The sequence below is a fragment of the Bradyrhizobium huanghuaihaiense genome, from assembly GCF_025200885.1.
In the GTDB taxonomy this organism is placed as follows: Bacteria; Pseudomonadota; Alphaproteobacteria; order Rhizobiales; family Xanthobacteraceae; genus Bradyrhizobium; species Bradyrhizobium huanghuaihaiense.
Genome location: NZ_CP104172.1, coordinates 1,139,057 through 1,162,008, shown reverse-complemented (window position 1 = coordinate 1,162,008; position 22,952 = coordinate 1,139,057). Strand labels below are relative to the sequence as shown.

24 protein-coding genes and 3 pseudogenes are annotated in these 22,952 nt (G+C 61.4%); 17 read left to right on the top strand and 10 right to left on the bottom strand.

Features of this window, described 5'->3' with window-relative positions; genetic code table 11:
- The first annotated feature begins 635 nt into the window (after positions 1–635).
- The 3 genes and pseudogenes from N2603_RS05450 to N2603_RS05440 all read left to right on the top strand — a co-directional run bounded on the left by N2603_RS05450 (position 636) and on the right by N2603_RS05440 (position 4,615).
- On the top strand, positions 636–878 hold the full coding sequence (locus tag N2603_RS05450; RefSeq protein WP_260387970.1) for a hypothetical protein: 243 nt from the start codon (positions 636–638) through the stop codon (positions 876–878).
- A gap of 419 nt (positions 879–1,297) precedes the next feature.
- A pseudogene (locus N2603_RS05445) lies at positions 1,298–2,776 on the top strand (serine/threonine protein kinase); the annotation flags it as partial.
- A 945-nt stretch (positions 2,777–3,721) separates the two neighbouring features.
- Positions 3,722–4,615 carry a LysR substrate-binding domain-containing protein gene (locus tag N2603_RS05440; RefSeq protein WP_260424150.1) on the top strand — a complete coding sequence of 298 codons (894 nt, stop codon included), beginning with the start codon at positions 3,722–3,724 and terminating at the stop codon, positions 4,613–4,615.
- Between the two features lie 215 nt (positions 4,616–4,830).
- Here N2603_RS05440 and N2603_RS05435 read toward each other — a convergent pair whose 3' ends face one another.
- Positions 4,831–5,010, bottom strand: a complete 180-nt coding sequence (locus N2603_RS05435; RefSeq protein ID WP_260387969.1) for a hypothetical protein — start codon at positions 5,008–5,010, stop codon at positions 4,831–4,833.
- Positions 5,007–5,231, bottom strand: coding sequence for a hypothetical protein (locus N2603_RS05430; RefSeq protein WP_260387968.1), 225 nt, complete (start codon positions 5,229–5,231; stop codon positions 5,007–5,009). Before N2603_RS05430 ends, N2603_RS05435 begins: the two co-directional genes overlap by 4 nt.
- A 341-nt stretch (positions 5,232–5,572) precedes the next feature.
- Between N2603_RS05430 and N2603_RS05425 the strand changes: the two genes are divergently transcribed.
- The 3 genes from N2603_RS05425 (at position 5,573) to N2603_RS05415 (ending at position 7,007) form a co-directional block, all read left to right on the top strand.
- Positions 5,573–6,031 carry an Hsp20 family protein gene (locus N2603_RS05425; protein ID WP_260387967.1) on the top strand — a complete coding sequence of 153 codons (459 nt, stop codon included), beginning with the start codon at positions 5,573–5,575 and terminating at the stop codon, positions 6,029–6,031.
- Between the two features lie 70 nt (positions 6,032–6,101).
- A complete protein-coding gene (locus N2603_RS05420; protein ID WP_260387966.1) occupies positions 6,102–6,593 on the top strand; it encodes an Hsp20/alpha crystallin family protein in 492 nt (163 codons plus the stop codon).
- 84 nt (positions 6,594–6,677) lie between these two features.
- Positions 6,678–7,007, top strand: coding sequence for a hypothetical protein (locus N2603_RS05415; protein ID WP_260387965.1), 330 nt, complete (start codon positions 6,678–6,680; stop codon positions 7,005–7,007).
- A 71-nt stretch (positions 7,008–7,078) separates the two neighbouring features.
- On the opposite strand, the pseudogene N2603_RS05410 reads toward N2603_RS05415, so the two are convergent.
- A pseudogene (locus N2603_RS05410) lies at positions 7,079–8,017 on the bottom strand (efflux RND transporter permease subunit); the annotation flags it as partial.
- A gap of 65 nt (positions 8,018–8,082) precedes the next feature.
- Here N2603_RS05410 and N2603_RS05405 point away from each other — a divergent pair.
- Entirely contained in the window at positions 8,083–8,328 is a 246-nt protein-coding gene (locus tag N2603_RS05405) for a TetR/AcrR family transcriptional regulator (protein WP_260387964.1), read from the top strand.
- Between the two features lie 559 nt (positions 8,329–8,887).
- On the opposite strand, the gene N2603_RS05400 is transcribed toward N2603_RS05405, so the two are convergent.
- The 4 genes from N2603_RS05400 to N2603_RS05380 all read right to left on the bottom strand — a co-directional run bounded on the left by N2603_RS05400 (position 8,888) and on the right by N2603_RS05380 (position 12,427).
- On the bottom strand, positions 8,888–9,133 hold the full coding sequence (locus tag N2603_RS05400; RefSeq protein ID WP_260387963.1) for a hypothetical protein: 246 nt from the start codon (positions 9,131–9,133) through the stop codon (positions 8,888–8,890).
- Between the two features lie 1,191 nt (positions 9,134–10,324).
- Positions 10,325–10,594, bottom strand: coding sequence for a type VI secretion protein (locus N2603_RS05390; protein ID WP_260385904.1), 270 nt, complete (start codon positions 10,592–10,594; stop codon positions 10,325–10,327).
- Positions 10,595–10,604: 10 nt separating this feature from the next.
- The gene (locus N2603_RS05385) at positions 10,605–10,799 is read right to left on the bottom strand and encodes a hypothetical protein (RefSeq protein WP_260385905.1); all 195 of its coding nucleotides are present in this window, start codon (positions 10,797–10,799) and stop codon (positions 10,605–10,607) included.
- A 1,298-nt stretch (positions 10,800–12,097) separates the two neighbouring features.
- Entirely contained in the window at positions 12,098–12,427 is a 330-nt protein-coding gene (locus tag N2603_RS05380) for a hypothetical protein (protein WP_260385906.1), read from the bottom strand.
- A gap of 364 nt (positions 12,428–12,791) precedes the next feature.
- Between N2603_RS05380 and N2603_RS05375 the strand changes: the two genes are divergently transcribed.
- Positions 12,792–13,055: a hypothetical protein gene (locus tag N2603_RS05375; RefSeq protein ID WP_260385907.1), complete on the top strand. Its 264-nt coding sequence runs from the start codon at positions 12,792–12,794 to the stop codon at positions 13,053–13,055.
- Positions 13,052–13,348, top strand: a complete 297-nt coding sequence (locus tag N2603_RS05370; protein WP_260387961.1) for a hypothetical protein — start codon at positions 13,052–13,054, stop codon at positions 13,346–13,348. Before N2603_RS05375 ends, N2603_RS05370 begins: the two co-directional genes overlap by 4 nt.
- A gap of 425 nt (positions 13,349–13,773) precedes the next feature.
- On the opposite strand, the gene rpsU is transcribed toward N2603_RS05370, so the two are convergent.
- On the bottom strand, positions 13,774–14,052 hold the full coding sequence (gene rpsU / locus N2603_RS05360; protein ID WP_260424149.1) for a 30S ribosomal protein S21: 279 nt from the start codon (positions 14,050–14,052) through the stop codon (positions 13,774–13,776).
- A gap of 437 nt (positions 14,053–14,489) precedes the next feature.
- On the opposite strand from rpsU, the gene N2603_RS05355 reads away from it, so the two are divergent.
- The 7 genes and pseudogenes from N2603_RS05355 to N2603_RS05325 all read left to right on the top strand — a co-directional run bounded on the left by N2603_RS05355 (position 14,490) and on the right by N2603_RS05325 (position 18,998).
- Positions 14,490–14,699, top strand: coding sequence for a cold-shock protein (locus N2603_RS05355; RefSeq protein ID WP_028145479.1), 210 nt, complete (start codon positions 14,490–14,492; stop codon positions 14,697–14,699).
- 97 nt (positions 14,700–14,796) lie between these two features.
- On the top strand, positions 14,797–15,039 hold the full coding sequence (locus N2603_RS05350; RefSeq protein WP_260385909.1) for a transcriptional regulator: 243 nt from the start codon (positions 14,797–14,799) through the stop codon (positions 15,037–15,039).
- A 40-nt stretch (positions 15,040–15,079) separates the two neighbouring features.
- A pseudogene (locus N2603_RS05345) lies at positions 15,080–15,314 on the top strand (hypothetical protein).
- A 1,133-nt stretch (positions 15,315–16,447) separates the two neighbouring features.
- The gene (locus N2603_RS05340; RefSeq protein ID WP_260387960.1) at positions 16,448–17,530 is read left to right on the top strand and encodes a class I SAM-dependent methyltransferase; all 1,083 of its coding nucleotides are present in this window, start codon (positions 16,448–16,450) and stop codon (positions 17,528–17,530) included.
- Positions 17,527–17,895, top strand: a complete 369-nt coding sequence (locus tag N2603_RS05335) for a DMT family transporter (protein ID WP_260387959.1) — start codon at positions 17,527–17,529, stop codon at positions 17,893–17,895. Before N2603_RS05340 ends, N2603_RS05335 begins: the two co-directional genes overlap by 4 nt.
- A 63-nt stretch (positions 17,896–17,958) precedes the next feature.
- Entirely contained in the window at positions 17,959–18,591 is a 633-nt protein-coding gene (locus N2603_RS05330) for a glycosyltransferase family 2 protein (protein ID WP_260387958.1), read from the top strand.
- Positions 18,588–18,998 carry a DUF2304 domain-containing protein gene (locus tag N2603_RS05325; protein ID WP_260387957.1) on the top strand — a complete coding sequence of 137 codons (411 nt, stop codon included), beginning with the start codon at positions 18,588–18,590 and terminating at the stop codon, positions 18,996–18,998. Before N2603_RS05330 ends, N2603_RS05325 begins: the two co-directional genes overlap by 4 nt.
- Before the next feature lie 32 nt (positions 18,999–19,030).
- On the opposite strand, the gene N2603_RS05320 is transcribed toward N2603_RS05325, so the two are convergent.
- Positions 19,031–20,731 (bottom strand): hypothetical protein, encoded by a 1,701-nt coding sequence (locus N2603_RS05320; RefSeq protein ID WP_260387956.1) that lies wholly within the window; start codon positions 20,729–20,731, stop codon positions 19,031–19,033.
- A gap of 592 nt (positions 20,732–21,323) precedes the next feature.
- Complete coding sequence (locus N2603_RS05315) at positions 21,324–21,674, bottom strand: hypothetical protein (RefSeq protein WP_260387955.1); 351 nt, start codon at positions 21,672–21,674, stop codon at positions 21,324–21,326.
- Positions 21,675–21,929: 255 nt separating this feature from the next.
- Here N2603_RS05315 and N2603_RS05310 point away from each other — a divergent pair, with 255 nt between their 5' ends.
- Positions 21,930–22,886 (top strand): sensor histidine kinase, encoded by a 957-nt coding sequence (locus N2603_RS05310; RefSeq protein WP_260387954.1) that lies wholly within the window; start codon positions 21,930–21,932, stop codon positions 22,884–22,886.
- Positions 22,887–22,952: the final 66 nt, after the last annotated feature.

Sequence of the window (22,952 nt, the reverse complement as noted above, 5' to 3'; positions counted from 1 at the left end):
AAGCCTTCGCATAACTCCATCATCCCTTTAGATGCTCGACGTTTACCTACGGTTTAATTGAACCGCCGGTCGCGATCGTCCTAGGCTGCATTTGTCCGGAAAGCACGCAGGCTTATGAACTGCGACAGTGAAAATAGGATGATCGACGAACAGCTGCGATAAAGCCAAGAGGAGATTTACAATGCCCACCTGCTCCGAAAGTCTTAGATCTGGCAGAGCCGCGCGGTGCGCAGTTTGTGATGGCAAGTTTGGTCTCGTCCGGCACTACTCGTGGCGAACCCCGCTCTGTTCCAAGAAGTGCGTCGATCGCCTCAGAGCTCGCAGAGAAAGTGACCGCAATTGGGTAGGCTGGCTCCTGACCGCCTTCAACCAGCTGCCAGAAAACCGTACGAGGGCTTTGTGATGGTGCAGATATCACAACGAGGCAAGGCATACTTGGAGACAGCACGGACTTTGCTCCGCGCTGCGCAAACCGTGACCGACCATGCGATTGCGGGTCAGCTCAAGGCCCTTGCCGACGGCTACGAGCGGCGAGCTGAGAAGGCTTCGCTTGTTGATGCGGCCAAAGCATCGGCTCGCTCGGCCACCAGCTCTGAGCGTGAATGGCGTACATGACCTGATGGGTAGCCTCGAGCATGCTTCTCGAATTCTGCACCATTGAAGCGCTGAACCTACGTCCCGGCTCCAAGGAGCTGGAAGCATTCAACGTCGAGCGGGTGCGCGGCTACCTTGAGCGCAATCGGCTGCAAGAAGAAGGAAGTGATCCACGCGCTAGGCCTGAATCCGCGCACAGTGGCCAAGGCCATCATGATGATCCGGGCACGATCATGAACTTTTGGCCCGTCGCGCCTGGGCTACGAAACTGCAGCTCGCCATGAAACGGTAGTGTAGATGGTCGCCACGACGGCGCAGAGCGCTTATCTGAATCAAAGATTCTTCCACGTATGTTTCCGCCAGGCTTGGGCATAATTCCTCCTTGCCGACCACTTCGCCGGCGCGCGCGACCACAACAGGACAAAAATATCGAAGGGCGCGGCCTCCAATCTGGGCGGATGCCGAAGTGATGAATGATTGCGCCCCGCCCGCCGGGATTTTCATCTCAAACGGGCAGGGAGACAGTCCTATTATTCTAGCCGGGCCAATGATAATCCTCTTTGGGCGCCCTAGAACTGACGGTCGCCGAGCGCTCGCTCAAGAGCGCGAGCGGGGTCGTTCCGCTCGGCGGAGGGGCCAGTGATATATCTTTGGCCCCCATTCAAGCAGCCTTGGAGCTGGCTCTATCGCCGGGGGCGCAGGAATGTCCTTGACCTCCTCTCAGCCTGCAAGCGCCGCGCCGGTTGCGGGCGGAGTACAGCAGTTAGATTCCGCCAAGCTGTTCAGCGCGGATGAGACTAGCAAGTTGCATATCCTATGGGAGGACGGCGAACGCCTCTTCTGCCGAGGAGAACGTCACGCTGACTCTGATCACGCCGGTGTGCTGGTCGTGCTGCCCACAGCTGAACATCCAGCACCTGCTACTCTAGATCGTCTCGCTCATGAATATGGATTGAAGGACCAGCTGGACCGCGCATGGGCGGTACAGCCTCTTCAGCTCGTCCGCGAAGGCGGACGAACCGTGCTGGTCCTCGAGGATCCCGGCGGCCAGCCGTTGGATCGGCATCTCGGCCGTCCGATGGACGTAGGGCAGTTCTTGCGGTTTGCAATCCGCTTAGCGGCCGCGCTTCGCGGGTTACACGAACGCGGTATCATTCATAAGGATATCAAGCCGGCCAATGTGCTCGTCAATTTGGCTACCGAACAAGTCTGGCTGACGGGCTTCGGCATCGCGTCGCGCCTACCGCGCGAGCGCCAGGCGCCTGCCCTGCCCGAGGACATCGCCGGTACACTCGCCTATATGGCGCCCGAGCAGACCGGACGAATGAACCGGTCAATCGATTCGCGCAGTGATTTGTACGCCCTCGGCATCGCCCTTTATCAGATGCTTATCGGGCAGCTCCCGTTTACCGCGTCCGACCCGATGGAATGGGTGCATTGTCATATCGCCAGACGGCCGGACCCGCCCGGCGAGCGGCGAAAGGAAGTGCCCGGCGCCGTCTCGGCCATCATCATGAAGCTGCTCGCCAAGACCGCCGAGGAACGTTATCAGACGGCCTTTGGTCTGGAAAGCGACCTCCAGCACTGCCTTGCCTCATGGGAGGCTCAGCATCGGATCGACGACTTCCCACTGGGCGAACACGACACGCCCGACCGGCTGCTGATCCCCGAAAAACTGTACGGGCGGGCGCGCGAGGTCGAGATTTTGCTCGCCTCTTTCGACCGTATCGTCAACAGCGGGGGACCAGAGTTGGTGCTGGTCTCCGGCTATTCCGGCATCGGCAAGTCCGCCGTCGTGCATGAGCTGCACAAGGCGCTCGTGCCTCCGCGTGGACTGTTCGCCGCCGGAAAATTCGACCAGTACAAGCGCGACATCCCCTATGCCACAGTCGCCGAGGCTTTTCAGAGCCTCGTGCGGCTTCTGCTCGGCAAGAGTGAGGCCGACTTGGCAAGGTGGCGCGACGCCCTTCTGGAGGCGCTGGGCTCGAACGGACGGCTCATGATCGACCTCGTTCCCGAGCTCAAGCTCATCATCGGCGACCAGCCACCAGTGTCCGAGCTTCCGTCTCAAGACGCGCAACGGCGCTTCCAGCTGGTGTTTCGGCGCTTCATCGGCGTGTTCGCCCGGCCGGAGCACCCGCTGGCGCTTTTCCTCGACGATCTGCAATGGCTGGACGCAGCGACGCTTGACCTGCTCGACAATCTGCTGACCGGGTCGGATCTGACGAACCTGATGCTGATCGGCGCCTATCGGAGCAACGAAGTCGATGCCACCCATCCGCTGAGGCGCAAGCTCGATGCCATCACGAGCGCCGGCGGAAGGGTAGAGGAGATTGCGCTTGCGCCGCTTGCCGTTGAACATTTCGGGCATTTGATAGCGGATACGCTGCGTTGCGAGCCGGCGCGCGCCGCGCCGCTGGCGCAGCTGGTGCACGACAAGGCCGGTGACAATCCGTTCTTCGCGATTCAGTTTCTTTACGCGCTTGCCGAACAGCAACTGCTCAGCTTCGATCACGACGCCGCGCGGTGGTCGTGGAACCTCGAGGGCATTCACGCCAAGGGGTACACCGACAATGTCGTGGATCTCATGGTAGGGAAGCTGGCCCGCCTGCCCGCCAAAACACGGGAGGCGTTGCAGCAGCTCGCCTGTCTCGGAAACACCGCTGATATCGCGACGCTTTCGCTCGTCCTTGGGACGTCTGAGGAAGAGGTCCACGCATTGCTGTGGGAGGCGGAGCGTCAGGAACTGGTCCATCGGCGCGCGTTCGCCTATCAGTTCGCCCACGATCGCATTCAGGAAGCCGTCTATTCGCTGATACCGCAGGCGTCACGTCCCGAGGCGCACCTTCGCATCGGCAGGCTGCTTTCGAGCCAGATTCCTCCCGAACAACAGGAGGAAGCGATCTTCGAGATCGTCAATCAGCTCAACCGCGGCGCGGCCTTGATCACGTCGCGGGACGAGCGCGAGCGCCTCGCCGAACGGAACCTGATCGCTGGCAGGCGCGCCAAGGCCTCGACCGCCTATTCTTCGGCGTGCCGCTATCTGGCAGCAGCGAGGGCGAATCTGGGCGAGCAAGGATGGTTGGACTGCTACGACTTGTCGTTCAACGTCTGGTTCACTTATAGGATGCTGTCCAATGTGCCAATATCCGCAATTCGCGCTTTTGAAGCTGCTGCCCGCACTGGATCATTTCGCGATGCGGCGAATGAGCTTCACCTGACGCCCAGCGCGGTCAGTCATGCCGTCCGCAAGCTGGAGGGCACGCTCCGCACCATTCTGTTCGAGCGCAGCGCTCGTTCTGTGCGACTCACGCCGGCCGGCGAGAATCTGATGCGCCACGCCGGAGCCGCTTTCGATCAGCTTCGCCGCGGCCTTGAAGAAGTTGCCGCGCGACCGCAATTGGTGCGCGTCCACTCAGCTCCGAGCTTTGCCGCGCAATGGCTGGCACCCCGGCTTGCACAGTTTCTCGCCGCTTACCCCAAGCTCGAGGTTCGACTGGCTGCCAATACGGACTATGCGCGGTTCAGCAACGATGATTTCGACATCGATATCGTCTGCGGTCCGCCGCGGGCGGAGGGCGTCGAGGTCGTCCCTCTTCCGGAGGAGACGGTCACGCCGCTCTGCTCCCCGGCTCTGGCAAAATCGATCAGAAACCCGGCCGATCTCCTCGATCAGACGCTGATCCGCTCCGACGTGAAGCAAGTGCAGTGGCACCAATGGTTCACTGCCAACGGATTGGAAGCCCCTGCCCTGCATGGCATGAGGTTTGATCGCAGCTTTCTGGCGATTGCTACAGCTGCAGAGGGATTGGGAGTAGCGCTGGAATCAACGCTGTTGGCCGAGCGCGAACTGGCGAGCGGGCGATTGGTGGCGCCCCTGTCAGGACGCGCGAACGATATCCGCTACTTCGGTCACCGCCTGATCTACCCGCGCGCCAGCCGACAGCGATCGGCGGTGCGAGCCTTCGCAGATTGGGTTGTCGCGCAACTCGGCGACGAGGACGTCCGCTCCCCGCAATGAACTGCGAGCAAGCTTGGCCGAGGGGCTGACGGCAAGCCACATGCAATACGGTGGCAGTGTCATGCATCGTCTGCGCAGTGGCCGGATCATCCTCCTCAAGCAGCAAGGACCGCTCGACGGAAGACTTCCGAACTGACGTCGGTTGCATCGATCGATGACGAATTGCCCTCCCGAGATTCGGACGGCGGTCATGGTCGCGGGGCATTCGGAAGAGCCTATGCGGCGAACCGATCCGGAAAGCCGCCCTGCAGTTCGTCCAGTAGCCGCTGCTCGCGTTCGATCCGCCTTCTGTAGAGCTGGCGCTCGCTCTCGGCTTTGGCGCTCGCCAGCAGCAGTCGATAATGTCCGATGACCTTTTCGCTGCCGCGGATGAGAAGGTCGCGAACGTCGCTCATCGCTCAGCCTCCGGTCCTACGGGGCGAACCGGACCTTTTGGCTGCGTGAACGCGACGGGGAAGCTCTCGGCGGAGAGGCACTGGAGCGTGGCCTGCTCCTGGGCTAGGCGGCGTTCGATGAACTGACGTTCAAGCTCCGATAGCTTCGTCCGAAGCAGTCGCCGGTAGCGGTGGATGTTGTTGCGGTGCGCACGGACGCGGGCCAGATCTTCATCGAGCATCGTCGTCACTCCTGACGGTCGGCGTAATCCTTGTCGGGTTGAGAGGACGGGAAGAGAATTCCCAGCGGAAAAATATTCGGGCGCGGATCGCTGTCAAGATGCCTCTTGCCGCCCATCCGAGTCGTTCAGGAAGCCGGCGCGGGGGCCAGCGGTCACTGTGAAGATTTTTTACGGCCCACCTCTTGAAACGGCTTTTCGCTTTTCTAAGTCATTTTTCGCCGCGTGAGCGGTGTGCCGGGCGCCTTCACGGGCCCGGCGCGGGCGCCGGGCCGGGTATCAGACCCGCTCTGAAACCTGCCTTGCGCTCCTTGTATCCATCTTGCTCTTTGGAGGACTTGGCTATGAGGACCACCTTTGACTTCGCGCCCCTGTGGCGCTCCACCATCGGCTTCGACCACCTGGCCGACCTCGTCGACAGCACGCTGCGCCAGGCGAGCGAAGACCACTATCCCCCTTACAACATCGAACGCACCAGCGAGGACCACTACCGGATCTCGCTCGCCGTCGCCGGCTTCGGCGCCGACGACATCGCCGTGACGGCTGAGCAGAACGCGCTCACCATCGAGGGCAGGAAGCCCGAGAAGGCAGCCGGCGAGTACCTGTACCAGGGCATCGCCGCGCGTCCGTTCCGGCGCGTGTTCAACCTGGCCGACTACGTCCAGGTGAAGGACGCCTCCTTCCGCGACGGACTGCTGATCATCGATCTCGTCCGCGAGGTGCCGGAAGCCATGAAACCGCGCCGGATCCAGATCGGAAGCGGCACCTCTCCGTCGCAGATCGAGCAGAAGAAGGCGGCCTGATCCGAAATCAGGCGTCGGAGCGTGGCGTGCGCAAGCGCGCTCCCTGCCCCATGCAACGAAGGAGAAAACCATGGCAATTCGTGATCTCGTTCCCTGGTCCCGAAACCAGGAGCTCGCGCCGGCGCGCGGCGCCCACGATCCGTTCATGACGCTGCATCGCGAAATGAACCGGCTGTTCGATGATGTCTTTCGCGGATTCGGCGGCACAAGCCTGTCGCCGCTCGTGGAAGGGCAATTCGGCTGGCCCAAGATCGAACTCAGCGAGACCGACAAGGCGCTGACGATCTCGGCCGAGCTTCCCGGCATGACGGAGAACGACGTCCAGATCGAAATCGCGGGCGGGGTGCTGACCATCCGCGGCGAGAAGAAGAGCGAGCGCAAGGACGAAGGCAGATACTTCACCGAACGCAACTACGGCTCGTTCCAGCGGCAGATCGCGTTCGAGGATGTCGAGGAGGACAAGGCCGAGGCCTCGTTCAAGAACGGCGTCCTGACGATCTCCCTCCCGAAGTCCGAGAACCCGCGCGCGGGGGTCAAACGCATCGCGATCAACAAGCAGTAACGACCAGTTCGGGCGGCGGTCGTCGCCGCCCGAACACACCCGAAAGCCGCCTCGAGGAAAGGAGCGTAAAGGGGAGCCCAACCGATGAGCAACGCCAACACGAACACCGGCAATCTCAATCCATTCTTCCACCCGGCCGCGCACTATGCGTCTCCGGAGGATGTCCTGAACGACAACGAACTCTCCGCGCCGGAGAAGCGGATCATCTTGTCGTCCTGGGCGTCCGACATGTTTGCAGTCGAATCCTGCCCCGCGCTGCGCGAGATCCCCGGCATGGGCCACACGATCCGGCTCACCGACATCCTCGCCGCGCTGCGTCGCCTAGACGGAGATGACGACGATCCACCGCCGCGCGGCGGAGTGCCGATGCGGTTGCGGCGGCCTTCGGCCGCCGCGTTGTGGAGGTCGGCATGATGTTCACGAGTCGAACTCCAAAACGCTCGTCCAGAAGGTCTCCGTGACCTGCACCAGCACCTTCAGGGCGTTTACGATGTCCATGTCGCGCTCGCGATGAACACGTCAACCCTCCGCCAGCTCCGGAACGGGCACCGGCGCGCCGTGCTTAACAATCGGCTTCGAAGCAACGCCATCCTCCCCTTCCTTGTTCTCCGGCGCCGATGATCATCGCCGCGTTCAGGATGAATCCTGAACCACGCCACATAGAGCGCCGGCAGGAACAGCAGCGTACCGACGATGATGCCGCCCATCATCGCATAGGCCATCGGGCCCCAGAAAATCTCGCGCGCGATTGGAATGAGCGCGAGACTTGCCGCGGCGGCCGTGAGCAGGATCGGGCGCATGCGATGCTCGGTTGCTTCCACCACCGCATCCCAGGCGGGCCTGCCTTCCTTCTTCAGATCCTCGATCTGGACGATCAGGATCACGGAGTTTCGGACCAGGATGCCGATGAGAGCGAGCACGCCGAGGATGGCGACGAAGCCCAGCGGCGCCCCGCTCGGCAGCATGGCCATGACGACGCAAATCAGCGCGAGCGGCGCGACCGCGAACACCAGGAACAGGCGCGAAAAGCTCTGCAACTGCACCATCAGCACAGTGGCCATGACGAACAGCATCAGCGGCACGACCGCGATGATCGGCCCCTGGCTCTTGGCACTCTCCTCCACTGAGCCGCCGATCTTGATCGAGTAACCCGCGGGCAGCTGCTTCGCAAATTCCGCTACCTTCGGCGTGAGCTGGTCGACGATCGTCTTCGGCTGAACGTTGGAGACGACCCCGGCTTTCAAAGTGATCGTCGGAATCCTGGCGCGCCGTCAGATCGTGGGCTGCTCCAGCTCGTAGCGCAGATTGGCGACGGCCCCGAGCGGCGCCGATTGGCCGCCGAGCCCAGTCATCTGCAGGTCGCGCAGCGTGTCGATCGAGGCGCGCTCCCGCGCGGTCGCACGTCCCGTGACATTGACGAGATAGTCCGCGCCCGAGAGTGGGCGCTCCGGCATATGTGTCGGCCGCCGCCAGTGGAAGGAATGTACGCGTGAAGGTCAGCAAGGAAACAGTCGAGCAGAATCGCGAGCGGGTGATCGCGACCGCCGCAAGACTGTTCCGGGAACGTGGGATCGACGGTATCGGGCTTGTCGAGTTGATGAAGGCGGCCGGGCTCACGCCCGGAGGCTTTTATCGGCAGTTCAAGACAAAAGGACGACCTTGTTCTTCAGGCGGTCAAGCGGGCCTACAAGGACATGAGCGAGGATATCGCGGGCCGTATTGCAGCGAGCAATGACCCGCTCGAGACCCTCGTGCGCTACTACGTCTCGGACTATCACCGCGATGAGCCGGGCCTGGGCTGTAGCCTCGCAGCAATGGCTGCCGATGCGGCACGGCACGATGACCCCGCGCTGCGACAGTGTTTCGGCACCATCGTGAGCAATTATATCGGGCTTCTCACCAAGCTCTTCCGGGGCGCAATGCAAAGGTGAAGCGAAACGCGGCGATTACCGCGCTGGCCGAGATGATCGGATCGGTCATCCTCTCCCGGGTCGTGCCAGATCCCGCGCTATCCGGCGAAATCATAGACACCGTCTCGAATGATCTGGTAGCACGCCACGCGAAATCTTCTCCAAGTGCTTGATCGAATTTCCGACGCTCCAACGGGAAAATCCGTTATTGCTCCGGCTAGCGTGGAGGTGACGATCTAGGCTTGAGAACCCGACGGCTTATTGTCGTTCGAGCGTCGATCAGCAAGGGTGGGTGTTTCCAAAGGACGCTAGTGGACGCTGTGGGGAGGGGGCGCTATGTCGACATTCATTGCCTTGGCGGCGAGGCTCGCGAGCCGTAAGGCTTTACTCTGGAGCGAGCCTGTAAACCTCGCCTGGTCTAAGATTGAGTTCCTGGAACATCCTTTGCTGCTTTTCACTGAGAACTGCTGGTACGACTTCTGCCGTCCAACCTTCAGGTACAGCCGCGAGAACTAGCGTCAGCGCCTGACTTGGCTTGGCCAAGGCGAGCCACATCTGCTTCGTCGGCTTGGGCGCGGCGTCCGAGGTCACTTCAACGAGCGTAAATGAATTGCCAAACGACTCTGCCATCACGAGCTTCCCCGGTGCAGGACTCTAGTTCTAGTTCGAACCGGCACTCAGGCTGGCGACGATCAATGTCCTTGCGAGAACCGGCCCATCGCCAAACGCGCGTCAGACGATAGGCCGTCCCGGGTCGATGGCAGGACCTAAGCCGGGTATCGCCACAGGGCCGACTTCTAAATCTGGCTGTCGAAGAGTCGTTCCTATCGGAGGTCAACTGAGGCCGTCTCACCTCTCCCCATCTTCCCTGATATGCCGACGGCCCTTCGGCACCCGAAAACCGCTCGACCTCGTTCTTGCTCAGTGAATGTATCAGAATGCGCTCCCCGGCGCACACGGGCACGTCGGATCGGGAACGTTGCGATGCGCGGGGAACCGGTGTGCTGTCCTAATTGCAGCGCCCGAGGATCAAACTCGTACGCAATAAAAACGCCGCCCACTTAAATAAAGCGCAGGCGGCGGCTTACCAGCCCCGGGAGGGTGAGAGTAAATCCCGATGAGAATTAGTCTCCAGATGTCGTTCCGAGGTTCATCGCTTTTGGCGAAAAAGCTTAGGTCGGGGGCTGTAGTCCCGGCGAGGTCAGCCACTTGTTAACCTCTCCGGCGGCATCGATCTGCCGGGCCTTTCGCAAGAGCTCTGTGCGGCGGATGCCAGGGAGCATTCCTTTGGCCTGTTGACGCAAATTGGCCGCCTCTCGCGCGAGACGGTACTCGAATGTCGATGATTGTTCCAGGATTCGTCGGGCCGGCATGTTTTGTGCTCCGCTATCGTTGATCGAGAGCGCAAACTTACGTTCACACCACCGATGGATGCTACGGGCCGCTCGGTGACGCGGGGACAGTGCGCCTTAATCTGCCAGATAGCGAGCGATTTGTGTCGTTTTCTCGCGGAAATAACTGCGAACGGCCCCGGGGTTGACCGTTGGCTCGATCACTCATCATCGTCTGACATCTGCGAACGATCAATGCGGACCGCTCGAAATTCAGCAGGGCCTTCAAGCAGGCGCTGCTTTCTCGTCGATTGATCCTTGGAGCTCGCTGAGCTGTCCGCTCTGTCATCTATTACGGTGCCCGCCAGATGATGAGCACGCTTTCGTTGACTGGCCACTCGGCGGCCTTTGGCACCCTCTCTGATCATTTGACTAGCCCCTCTGAATTGGAGCGCACATGTTCGGAACACGCCCGCGCGGTTGGTGAAACTCAGCAGCCGCGGCAAATATTCTTTAGCTTTGCGGCGGTTCGGGCTTCTTCCGCAAGGAATGGGTCCTTGTAGCCCGACGTTGAATCGGTACTGGTCTCGGCTGGCTTGTTCGTTTTTGGAGGAAAGGCCGCGTCGTAACAGGAGAGACGCGCGCTGGTGCTTTCGATCGCGCGGCAGTTCAGCTCCGCGGCGAAAGCGGCTGGCGTAGCTGCACCGATTGCCGAAAGGAAAAGCGCCGCCGTCCATGTGCCTGTTAGGGCCTTCTTCATGCTGAACCTCTCATTTCGATTTGCTTGCCCAAGACGGACGCTCGCCGGTCCAGGCCGGAAGAGCATCCCATTCTGACCAACGCATCCGGCGCTCCTCGTCTCCGACCCTGACGAAAACAAAGGCCGCATCGTCCCGCCCCGTTTTCGAATCAACAAAAATTGCCGGGACCCCATAGGCGTCCCTGATGATTGCTGTGTTTGCCATTTCCGATTCCTATCTGGGCCTCCGTCCTGGCTCGAGCACCCGGCCGCGATTGAGAGGGACTATCGCTATAGAACGGCTGAGACAGCGATTGGCAGTACAAAGAAGATCGGGACCAATAACGGTGGTACGAGCCACGCACGAATATCGAATTTGCCGGGGTCGGACATCTGACCGCCTCCCTTCAGGTTGAGGCGGGAGCGCAATGCTCTCAGTCACCGATAGATGCCACTGATAGGGCGGTGATGGGTGACACCGTAGGCTTAAACAGCGTGCAGCGATATCGAAAAATGCACCCGGGAGCGCGGCGAAATAGCTGTCAGTGGTCTAACTGTGACGAGAGCAGAACGGTGGGATGCATCGCGTCCCGTTTCTGCTGTAGGTCGGCGACCACGCCGATAATACGCTCCGCGGTGATCAGATCGAAGGGGAAGGCCGCGAGCCGCTGGTAGTGGGCGATTATCTCGTCTAGCTCTTTGCACGTTTCGCACATCGGATCACCCGCTCAGCTTGAGGCGGGAGCACTCGGGCTCTCAGTCACCGACGAAAGGAGGATCGGGCCGTGATACTGGCTAATGGCTGCTGGTGGTTTCAGTTCCTAATTGAGACGCGCCGCATGTCCGATAAGGTCATAAGCGCCCCTCAACCGATTGCCCAAATGGTCAACTAAGGGTCCAACAAAAGACGTGCTACAAAGGCGACGAGGCCACCAATTATGGTGGCCCACTTCACGAATAGGGCCGCGACTACGACAAGAACCGGCAGACCCGGAAGGCCATGACAACAGCTGGGTAGGCCAAATCCTGAGGAGCCTTCATCACTTGGACTCTGTCTGGAGTGCAGCCGTTTCGCCCTCAGTTCAGCAAGACCCCCTCACTCAGCCGCTCCTTTGTGAGCTGATCAAAATAATCAGCCAGATCGCGGCCGGTCAAATACGGACAGCCATTTCGGGCGCCGTTCCTAATCGAGCCAGATAAGGCTGCGACATCGGTTGCATCGATAGACGTAGACCGTGGTGCCGCAGTGCGTGTCGGGCATCCTCAAATACAGGCGAGGAAGCTCGTCGCATTTGGGACAGTGGGCTGGTGCCTCGGGTGGCGTCTTAGGCGGCTCGGTCAACGCACACTCCCGCATTCAGGCAGCAGCTTGCAACGCTCTCAGTCGCCACCGCCCAGAATCGTTGTCGCACAGCCCTAGGCGGCGTTGCGCCAAATTATGATCGCCTCTCCAAGGTTCCCAGATGCGAACTCCATCTTCGCTTCAAGCATTAGAACCCATCAAGTGGAAGCTCCGACCTCTACCTACCTCTTCTTCGCCGGCCCGAAATCCGGTTGCCAGGCTACTTCTTTCCGGCTGGGCTGTGCCGCGATCACTTTGGCCTTTTCCTTCTTCGGCTTCTTGGTTTCGCGATTGCCGCGTTGCTGTCCCTTGGCCATGACATCCATCTCCTGTTGGGGTTCGAGTTCGTCCAGTTCATCCGACTGAAGGACGCGCCCGCGCGGCGTACAGATGCGGACGTCCATGTAGCCGTCACGCAGCAGCTTTCGCGCGAGTCGCAGTGCGACGGTGGCACTGCCGCGTCCGAGATTGGCGCTGCCATACTCGTTGGTTCCGGTCACCAGGTAAGGCACGCGCGTTGCCTTAGCCATTGAGGATGGCCGCCGCACACACCAGAAGCAAAAGGAATAGTGGAACGATCACCGGTGGGACGATCCATTCCGAGGCGCGAAAACGCGACATCGAGCGCTCCTGCAACTCTGTCGGCGGGAGCGCACGTGACCCTCAGTCACCGGTCGATGCCGTTGAGAAGTGCGGTGATGTGACGACCCTACGCCTGCGGCAGGCCAATAGCGAGCACTAAAACGCCGCGTGCGACGAGGATCGCGCTGCGGCGTCAGCTCGTGGCAATGATGATGTGCTAGCTATTCCCCCGCGATGGGCGCATGGTCGTCGCTGCCGGTCGGTGGGGCCCCTCTTGTGAAAAGGCAGGCGTGCATGACCATCCGCACACGGCGAGAGACCGTCACGTTCAAGCGTCCGTTCCAGATCCGCGGCATCGAGCGGGTGCTGCCCGCCGGCGCCTACGAGGTCATCACCGACGAAGAGACAATCGAGGGTCTCACCTTCTCGGCCTATCGCCGCATCGCTACGATGATCATGGTGCCCGCGGAAGGTGCCCGCGATTCCATGGAGATGCTCTCGATCGGCTCGGTCGACCTCGCCAATGCGCAGGCTGCGGATGCGGGGGCCGCCCCATGACTGACCAGCCGGTCGACCTCGACAAGCATCGCGGCATGGCGGCGCAGAAGGCGACCGATCTGCGCCGTGCGCTGGCGGAAGTCGAGGCCCATGTCAGGGAGCTGCGCGAGCGGGAGGCTGAGCTCGAACACTGCATGATGACAGTGCCTGCCGCTTCGTGGCCGGAGGCCGCTGTCAAGGCGCGGCATCTGCTGAACCTCTACGCCGCGAGCCTGCCTGCCGAGGATACGAGGCACCGCGCACTGGTGGCGGCGTTGCTCGACGATTTCGTCCGGCTCTCCGGCGAGGGCTGAGGCGGTACAACAAGCCGGACGCGCGCTTGTGCCAGGAGCCATCGCGTAACGGAGGAAGCCATGACGCTCACGAGCGGCCGCTACATCGGCCACGAACATGACCGGATGATCATGCTGTTCTCGATGCAGGACGGCGGAGCTTACGCGACCGCATAGAGGCGCGCGCGGCCAGCAAGTATCGAGCGACAGAGCTTGAAGGCAGTCCACGGGGAATCGTGCTGCGGGGCATCGATTTCAGGACATAGGATCTTCGATCGCCCACAATTGGGACCGCCCAAACGATCCTCTGCAATGTGACACCTTACCGGTCTATTTCCCGAAAAAATGAGGACAGAGTAACACGTAAGAGGTAGCGTCGAGCAGTCTAGATGTAGACGAAGAGCCCGCTTCTGCTGGCGTTCAGCGTTCTCCCGGAATCGCCTTGGCTAAGCGCGCTCCTTGCTGGTGGTGTCCGGCAAGGGTGGCTTGCGCTCCGGAAGCTTCTTTTTCGGCGGCGCGGGCAGCAGTCCTTCGCGGATCGCCTGCTTCCGAGCGAGCTTGCGGGCTCGACGAATGGCCTCGGATTTTTCGCGCGTCTTCCTCTCCGAAGGCTTCTCGTAGGAGCGCCGCTGCTTCATTTCCCGGAAGACGCCCTCACGTTGCATCTTCTTCTTCAGAACACGAAGCGCCTGGTCGATATTGTTGTCGCGAACAAGGACCTGCAATTGAAACTCCTCACTGGGCTGCGAAATGCGGCAGTCCTGCATGCAGCCAATTGTGCGCAGGAGTCTCGTCGCGATTATGGAAGAGAGTGACGGCGCATTCCTTCGCCCGCATCGAACAAGCTGGCCCATTCGTCACGGCGATCCAGTTCGGTAGGAGCGAAGTGACCACTCTCGCGGGGCCCTGTCAATCGATAAAGCCCCTCTCTGCTTCGAGAGGTCTACTCGAAGCTTCTCGAACGGCAGCCAGAGTGCTCGCCGAAACTATTTCGGCAGCCTTCCTTGCAAAAGTGCGAATGTCACTTATATTGAGAATATTCGATTAGCCGCTGTGCCTTGTTGAACGCGCCCGCGGGCTCCTTTTCCAAAGACATCGACGAAGTTGAAAGTTGTCGCGTGATAGTCACGCGGCACGCGCTCGTGCGCTTTGGAGAATGAAAATGACGACAGGTACCGTTAAGTGGTTCAACGGCCAGAAGGGCTTTGGGTTTATCCAGCCGAACGACGGCAGCAACGATGTGTTCGTTCACATCAGCGCGGTCGAACGGGCTGGCCTTGCTGGTCTCGCCGAAGGCCAAAAGGTCAACTTCGAGACCAAGACCGACAAGATGCGAGGCAAAGTCAGCGCTGAAAACCTCTCGCTGGCCTGAACTTGCGGCGCCGTTTCACGGAAGTACTGAAACGGCCGCTCCGCCCGCTCGATCTCCGGATTGAGCGGGTTTTGTCCGTGGCAAACCCGGATCAGAAATGAGCGCCAGGAAATCAGCAGAACCGTCACCCGACAGCATCGCGCGCTTCAACCGGAGACGATTGGCTGCTGAAGAGGGCGCGCGCGCATTGGCGGATGTCGAGAGGCAAGCCATTGACATTCGAAAGAACATGGCGCGACTTCGAGAGCTTCGCGAGACCAAGGAAGCCGCTGATGCAACTCTTCGCGCATCGTTGCCGGCACCGTTGCTAAAGAAGCGCAGGAGTAAGCTGGCGCGATAACCATTCCGGCAACGATTGATGTATTGTAAAATCGAGTCACATGCCAGTGGAGCGGGTCGTGCGAAGGGCGAGGTCAGACGGCGGCGGTACTATCACTTTTTCACTTGCGCTCGGCGCAGCCGCGACAGATCTGCAGGCTTGCGACGTCGTTTCAGACCGAGACGCAAGCCTTCAGCTATCTTCATAAATATCGGACCGAGTTCGAGCAAATGGCCCGGTCGCGCCTCGCCTCGGGAGAGCTTGAGAACGGCATCATCGTGCTCTCAATGCTTTAGGTTGAGGCACCGGAGAGCCCCAAGGGCCACCTATTCCTGAGCGTTCTTCGCGTTGATTTGGCGCGCCAAGCGCCCTGCCTCTAAGCGCTCGCAACTTTGCTTAAAGAATTGCCGCGCTTTGCCGCACAGCTGATCGCCTTGCGAAAATGGCTGAGATCCCGAGGCGTTTGGGATCAGGGAATCGACACCTGACAGTTCGAGCATTGGAACTCTCTGGGTCAATGCAGATAAAGCCGTTCGGCACATGATCGGCGCGGGTAGCGGTGTCGCCCCTCCTGAAGTCGTAGGCATCCGCCTGTGAGAGTCGCACCACGTCGATCCTTCCACAACCTGGGCACTCCATTTGTCGCGCCCAGTCACTACGGCGTATCCGGTTTTCCCGGCCAGTACTTCGATTTGGCCAAAATCCAATTCTTGGCGTCTTCGTCGGTTGCGAAGTCCCCGACATGCGAATCCGGCCCATGTCCGGTAATTACCGAAACGAACCAGCGACCGCTTGTCATCGCCTTGGCTTCAAACCGGGGGAATGTCTCCATAGGAGCAGTATGTGCCCTGGCCCAGCAAATCGCTACCCCTAACTTTGTCGCGCGGATGGTGGACGTCTGTGCTGTGGTGCTTCCGCCGAGCGAGACTGTGGCTTCTTCGTGAGGGTATGCCGATCCTGGCCTCCACCCTTTTTTTCGACGAGCGGTTCGACTGGTTGTCCGATTTGTTCGCCGCAATACGCGATACTACGTTTGGAAGATAATATACCTGTCCGGGAAGGCTCCGCAGTATATGCTCAGATGAACCCAAGGAGACAAGCACAGTCCGCCGCGCTTGCTTCGGACCGAGACATAGCAGCTGCATTTCCAAACGCATCGAAAAAACTCGGCTTGGATCACAGCTACTTGCCAAGTGAGCTCAGCGGCTTAAGCATTGGCTGGGGCGGCAGGGAATGGCGGAATCTAAACCTGCTTGAATATTCAACGATTTCAAGGCGCGTTTGGAAAAAACGGCGAAAACTCTCTCCAGCAATTTCGACAGGTTAGCAGTCGTTTCCAAATGAAAAACAGCCCCACGTAGGATCCGTCTCGGCAAATCTTGGGGAACTGCGCCGAGCGCTCACGAACTTCAGCGTCGAGGACATCTGCTTGACCAGCGTCGTCCCCTCGGATGACCGCCGTCTCACCGTGCTGCGCCGGCGAGAATGTGGACCATCCGCGATCTATTTCGCAGCTGACAGCCAGGCAGGCTGCGACCCCGTGGCTGTTCGCCGGGCGGAACAGTTCGGCATCGGAGGCGTTTTTCGAACTGAAGAGACGCCATTGGCAGGCACGCATGTGCTGATGCGAAACGACCGAGCTGCGCTTACCCTTAAGTGTCCCGCGTGCTGTCGGGCGACACCGCATCGGTTTCTTTACATCAAGAACGGCTGCGACATCTTTCAATGTCGTGACTGCGGACTGGGACGCACCGAGGCATCGAACTTCGATCCCCTCGCCTATTATGACGATGGCTACTTTTCCGGCCGTCAGTCTGACGGTTACGCCGACTATCACGGCGCCGAACCCGTGCTACGACGCGAGTTCGCCCGCACGGTCGAGTTCATCCGTCGCCGCAAGCCACAGGGCTGCCTGCTCGAGATCGGTTGCGCCTACGGCTTCTTTCTCGATGAAGCCCGGCGCGCCGGATTTGAGGTGTGCGGCATCGAGCCGGCGGAGGCGGCGGCTGCTCATGCTGGCGATCTCGGCTTGAACGTCGTCTGTGGGCTGCTGAGCGAAGCGACTCTCAAGTCGTTTGGCGCTCTGGATGTCATCGTTCTCCTCGACGTTATCGAGCATCTGCCCGCCCCGCAGGAAGCTCTCGCGCTATTCGCGGACCATCTTCGGCCGGACGGAATCATCGTGCTGACGACCGGAGACTTCGGCTCCCTGGCGGCGCGGTCGACCGCAGCGCACTGGCGCCTGATGACGCCTCCGCAGCACCTGTGGTTCTTCAACCGCGACAGCATCGCCTCTTTGGCTCATTCGGTCGGTCTTCGTATCGAGAGTTCCGATCACCCTTGGAAATTCGTGCCGTTCTCGCTGATCGCCTTCCAGGTCGGTCGCATGCTCGGCCGCAAGATCGCGGCCAGCCCGACCGGCAACCGGTTCGCCATTCCGGTGAACTTGTTCGACGCGATGCGCGTGGTCTTGAGCAAGGCGCCCCCATGTCTGGATAAGAGCCTCCCATGACAGAGCACCTCAACGTCGGCCAAATCGCATTGCTCATCACCTACGCGGCCGGCATGGCGGCGGGCCAGCTCTTGTTCAAGGCCGCCGCGCTGCGCCTCGGCGACGGCTATCCCTTACCGACGCCTGCGCTGCTGTTGTTGCAAAACGCACCATTTATCGGCGCCATCGTGCTTTATGCAGCGCTGTCCGTCCTGTGGGTCTGGCTTTTGACGTTCACGCCGCTGTCGCGCGCGTATCCGTTCGTGGCGGTCGCGTTTGCGCTGACGCCCGTCCTCGGCGCGCTGGTGTTCGCCGAGCCGCTCTCGGCGCGTCTCCTGACAGGAATCGCAGTGATCGCCTGCGGTCTTGTGCTTGTTGTGGGTTGATGAGATATGACCGGCCGGATTCGCAATCCCTGGGTCGTTGTCCCCGCGTACAATGAAGCGCCGGTGGTCGGCAGCGTCGTATCCGGCATTCGCCGCGCCGGATACGCGGTCGTCGTAGTCGATGACGGCTCCGCCGACCGAACCGGCTACGTCGCGTTGCTCGCAGGCGCGGTCGTCCTTCGGCATCCGATCAACCTTGGCCAGGGCGCCGCGCTGCAGACCGGCATCGACTACGTCCTCGAGCAGCATGCGGATGCGCTCGTCACGTTCGACGCCGACGGCCAGCATTCCCCCGCGGCCATCGCGACGCTGCTCGCGGCGATCGAGCAGCCCGGCATCGATTTCGCGCTCGGCAGCCGCTTTCTCACCGACGCGACCGCCAATCTGCCGGTGTCGCGCCGCATCCTGCTCAGTGCCGCGATCTGGTTCACCCGCGCGAGCACCGGACTGCCGGTCACCGATACCCACAATGGCCTCCGGGCGATGACCGCGCGCGGCGCCCACGCGATCTCGTTGCGGCAGAACCGAATGGCGCACGCGTCCGAGATCTTGCACCAGATCGCGCAGAGCCGCCTGCGATTTGTCGAGGTGCCGGTGAACATCGAGTACAGCGCCTATTCGCTGGGCAAGGGTCAACGCCTCACCGATGCGATGACCATCCTGATCGATCTGTTTGCGCGGAGGCTCTACCGATGATCGCGCAGCTGTTGCTGACCGCCTTTCTGGCATTGGTTCTGGTCTACGCCTGGTCGGTGCATCGGACGGTGCCGATCATCGGCCTGCTCGCGAGCGGCGCTTCGCTTGCCGGCCTCTACTTCGTCTGGGTGCCGGAGCATGCCAACGCGCTTGCGGCCTTCGCGGGAATCGGCCGCGGCTCCGACCTCATCGTCTACACCTGGGTCGTGATCAGCTTGCTCATCATGCTCAACTTGCATCTCAAGTTGCGGCTCCAGCTCGATATGATCACGCGGCTGGCGCGCGCCGTCGCGATCGATCGCGCTAAGGAGAACCGGCGTGAGGCAAGCTCGCCGCGAAAACGTCGCCCGGTCATGTTGGGCCGAAAGGCCGAAGCACCCCCGACCGAATTGCAGGCGAAGAAGTAGATGCCATTGCCAAGTCGCGCCGGGGCTTGGCGTCACTTGCCGAGCCCGCGACGATTGGCGTAGATCTGGGCGAACGGGCGGCCAAACCGCGTGACCTCATCAACCAGTACAGCCGCCGTGCCGTCGGCACAAGGCCAGCGCTCGGTGGCGATCAGGTAGTCGGCCTTGTGCAGTTTGGTTTCGGCAATCCAGTTGCGACGGAACATCACGCCGGCCAGTTGCTCGCGCCAGCCCAGGCAGACGAGCACGCGCGGTGGATCGCCCGCGAACCGGCCTTCGGCGTCAATTCGACCTTCGAGGCGGCGCAGCGCCTCGGGAGCCGCCATGCTCCAATAGTCGAGGTCGAATCGGCCGTAGGCTCCGGCGACGCCGCCTGCCAGACTGTTCATTGCGATATATTCGAGCGGATGCAGGATGACGAGTGTCACCACGATGACGGCCGTGTGCGCGATCCCGAGGGCCGCCGGCACAATCGGGAGGCGTCGCAAGAAGGGCAATAGGCTCGTTAGCCCGCGCGCGGCCACGATGGCGAGCATTGGGATCACGAACAGTACGTGGCGGACACCGTCATAGAGCGTCGAGCCCTGCAGGATGAGCACCCCAATAGGCCCGAACGCCGCCGCAGTGACGACCAGCACCGCGCGCGATCCTGCGAGCTCGGCCGCGACCGGTCGCAGTCCCACGACGCCGGACCGACGCAGGGCGCCGAGGGCGACACGCGCCCACGACCCTGCAGCAACGATCCAGACCGCCATGCCGAGCAGCAGCAACACCAAAAATCCCTCTGGCAAACGCGCTACGAGCTGTCCGGGGATGTACCAGGCGGGCAGTTTATCGGTGAACGTGCGCCGGCCCCAGTTCTGGAATTCGAATGAGGTGTCGAGTGTAGCAAAGTGCCGATAGGCCTCGAGGAATTGCGTGATCGGATTTCCAATCTGCAACCACGGCCAGAGCGCAATCGCTGTCAGCCAGGCGATGAGGATGACGAGCAGCGTATGGAAGGCGATCTGGCGCAGTTGGTCATAGCCCGCACGGCCATGGCGCAGCAGCGCCTCGAGCGCGCACAGGGTCATGCCGCCGACGAGGTAGGCGTGCGTAATCAGCCCGCCAGTGCGCGTCGCGATGGCGAGGCCAGTGGCAAGGCCCGTCGCAACTGTCAAAGGCCAGCTCGGCACCTCCTGCCGCACCATCAGCACGATCGAGAGCGTCGACCAGGTCATGGCGAACAGGAACGGCACGTCGATCGGGGCGAAGAACAGGTTGCCGTACAGGTAGCCGGTCAGCAGGCACAGGATGAACGCCGCCAACCCGGCCCAGGATCCGACCGTGAGCCGTGCCATCGGCACGACGGCGGCTAGCCCAGCGAGGCCGACCAGGAAGGTCATGGCGTGCCGGACCGTGATCGGGTTCGCGAGATCGAGTGACTGCACGGCCGCGACGAACACCTGAAACCACGGTCCATACATCCACAGATACTCTTCGACCGTCTCGAACTGAGACCGGTCCGCAAAGGCGCTCGCGTACCAGGCAAGCGCCTTGGGGCCGTAATCGTCGGTGTTGAATTCGTCGGTCGACAGCCCGTAATCCGCGGCGGTCGCAAGCCCGATGACCAAGGCCACGCCCAGCACAAGGAGCACGAGCAACGTCTCGGCATGGCGGACAGCAAATGCGAGGCCGAGTTCCGGCCTCACAAACCCAGAATCGTCGTCGCCATCCACCCGCTCGAGCGCCATGTATTGTCCTCAACCGGTTTCATGACAACGCACTGGTGTCGCCTGGAATTGCGGTGGGAATTCGTGCGGCGGGATCGCCTCATCGCTACTACCACCAAATCAATCGAGCGGCTGCAAATCAATCGAGCGGCTGCGCAAGGAGTTCAACGCGCGGATTAGACGCCGACGATTCTTCCGTCGGTCGCGCGACGCCCCGCTCAACCGCAAAGATCGGGAACGAACCCCAGCTCACCTCAAGTGTTGTCCTATGCGTTCTTATCGAAGCTCGTCGACTTCGGCCGCTAGGGTGTCTCTCCGATAATTGAATAGATCATGCAAAGTTCCGCCCGCCCGCCCCCAGATCCCACCAGCACAAAGGCGCAGGCGGCGTAACAGAGCCTTTCTCTCCCTGCTGTCGAAGGTGAATATTTTCAGGCTCGCGCTGCTTCGCGACGCGCCCCGCTTGCGTCGCCGCAGTAGCCGGCCACGACGACCGTCTCGACGTTAACGAATTCCTTGATGCCGTAGGTTGAAAGCTCACATCCATGGCCAGCCCCCCCGGCGCCTTCAGTTGATCCGGTCACCTGCTTTGGGTGGCACCCGTCCTGGCAGACTAGGTCGGCGACGGGCGGCGCAGCAGCGGTGCGCGGGACGGCGAAGTCGGCAGCCGCTTAGCGGCGGAGACAGCCGGCTGGGTGGTCGGGACCACCGCCCCGGCCATGTTCACCGGCGGCACATCGGGCGGCGCGATCCGCGGCGCCTCGACCCCCACTTCGATCGCCGGGCCATTCGCTTCGTCCTCCGCGAGGACTGCGGAGCTCTTCGTGTCGGACGGCGCCTCGACACGATCGGGGAAGACGTCACGCAGGCGCTGCACGGCGTCGGGGATGACACGGCCGCACCATCCAGCGGAGCGTCCATTCCAGTGCAGGCCCTCGCACGCGAGGATCTCGCGATTGGCCACCGACGTGTTGCGTGTCAGCCTGACGAATGCCTCGACGAGCTCCTGGCGAGGATCGTCTGAGGCACGGCGTTGGTGCCGCCCGGATCTAACACCGGGCGATCCACGCCGTCGCTCAGCGCGAGCTGTTCAAGGGCGTCCAGAATGCGGGCAGCCGGCAACTACCAGTTTGAGACGCTTACTGGTGTCAGTTCATGAGGACCATATCCGCAGCCAGGCGATCCAGGAACATGCGCCGGAAGGGCGACGTTAGCACAGATGGAAAGTCTGCTGCTCCGCCTGATTGTCGTGACGCCGCGCTATCCTGCGTGGGTTCGTTATGTGCTGACGCTCGGCCTGGTGGGGATCACATTTACAGCAAAGCTGCTGCTCTTCGACACGCTGGACTCCTATCCCCTGCTGCTGTTCATCCCGGCGGTATTCCTTGCATCGGTGATCTTCGACCGGGGGTCCGGCATACTGGCCACCGGCGCGAGCGCGGTCATAGCAGCGGCCTATTTCATGCCTCCACCGGCACGCTCTGCGATCCTGCCGCTGATCGTGTTCCTCGTGACGGGCATGTTGATCGCCGCAGTCACCGAAACCTTGCGGAAGACCTTGGACAGGCTTTCGCAAGCCAAGTCGTACGGAGACGTCCTCCTGCAGGAGCTTGCGCATCGCACCAGAAACGACCTCGCGACCATCATCTCGATCCTTCGCCTTCAGGCGCGCTCGGATTCCAATCCCGCCGTGCAAGCCGCGATCGCCTCGGCGGTGGCGCGGGTCGAAGTCGTCGCGAAGGTGCACGACAGGTTGCGCGTCGCCGATAGCGACCTCGTCGATCTTGCACCCTACGCTGAGAACTTGTGCGGCGTCCTGGCGGATTTTCACCGCGGTGTACGTCCCATCGCGATACGGCTTCATTGCGACTCGATTTCCGTGAAAAGTTCTCAGGCGGGATCCATAGGGCTGATCGTCAACGAACTGGTGACGAACGCGTTCAAATACGCCTTTCCGGAAGGACAAAGCGGCACGGTGGACGTCAACATCACGGCGATGAATGACCAGGTCGTGATCACCGTGCGGGACGACGGAATAGGCTGTCCCAGCGAGGTCAAGAACGGCTTGGGGACCCGGCTCATCAACCTGCTGATCGTACAGATGAACGGAAGCATGACCAGAACTCCCCTACCCCGCGGCTGTGAGGTACAGGTCGTGGTATCAATCGGTGGCTGATTGGCCTTGGCCGACGAGGCGCCGCGTCCGGCCATCTTGACGGCCGGATCGGAGAAGACCTAAGTG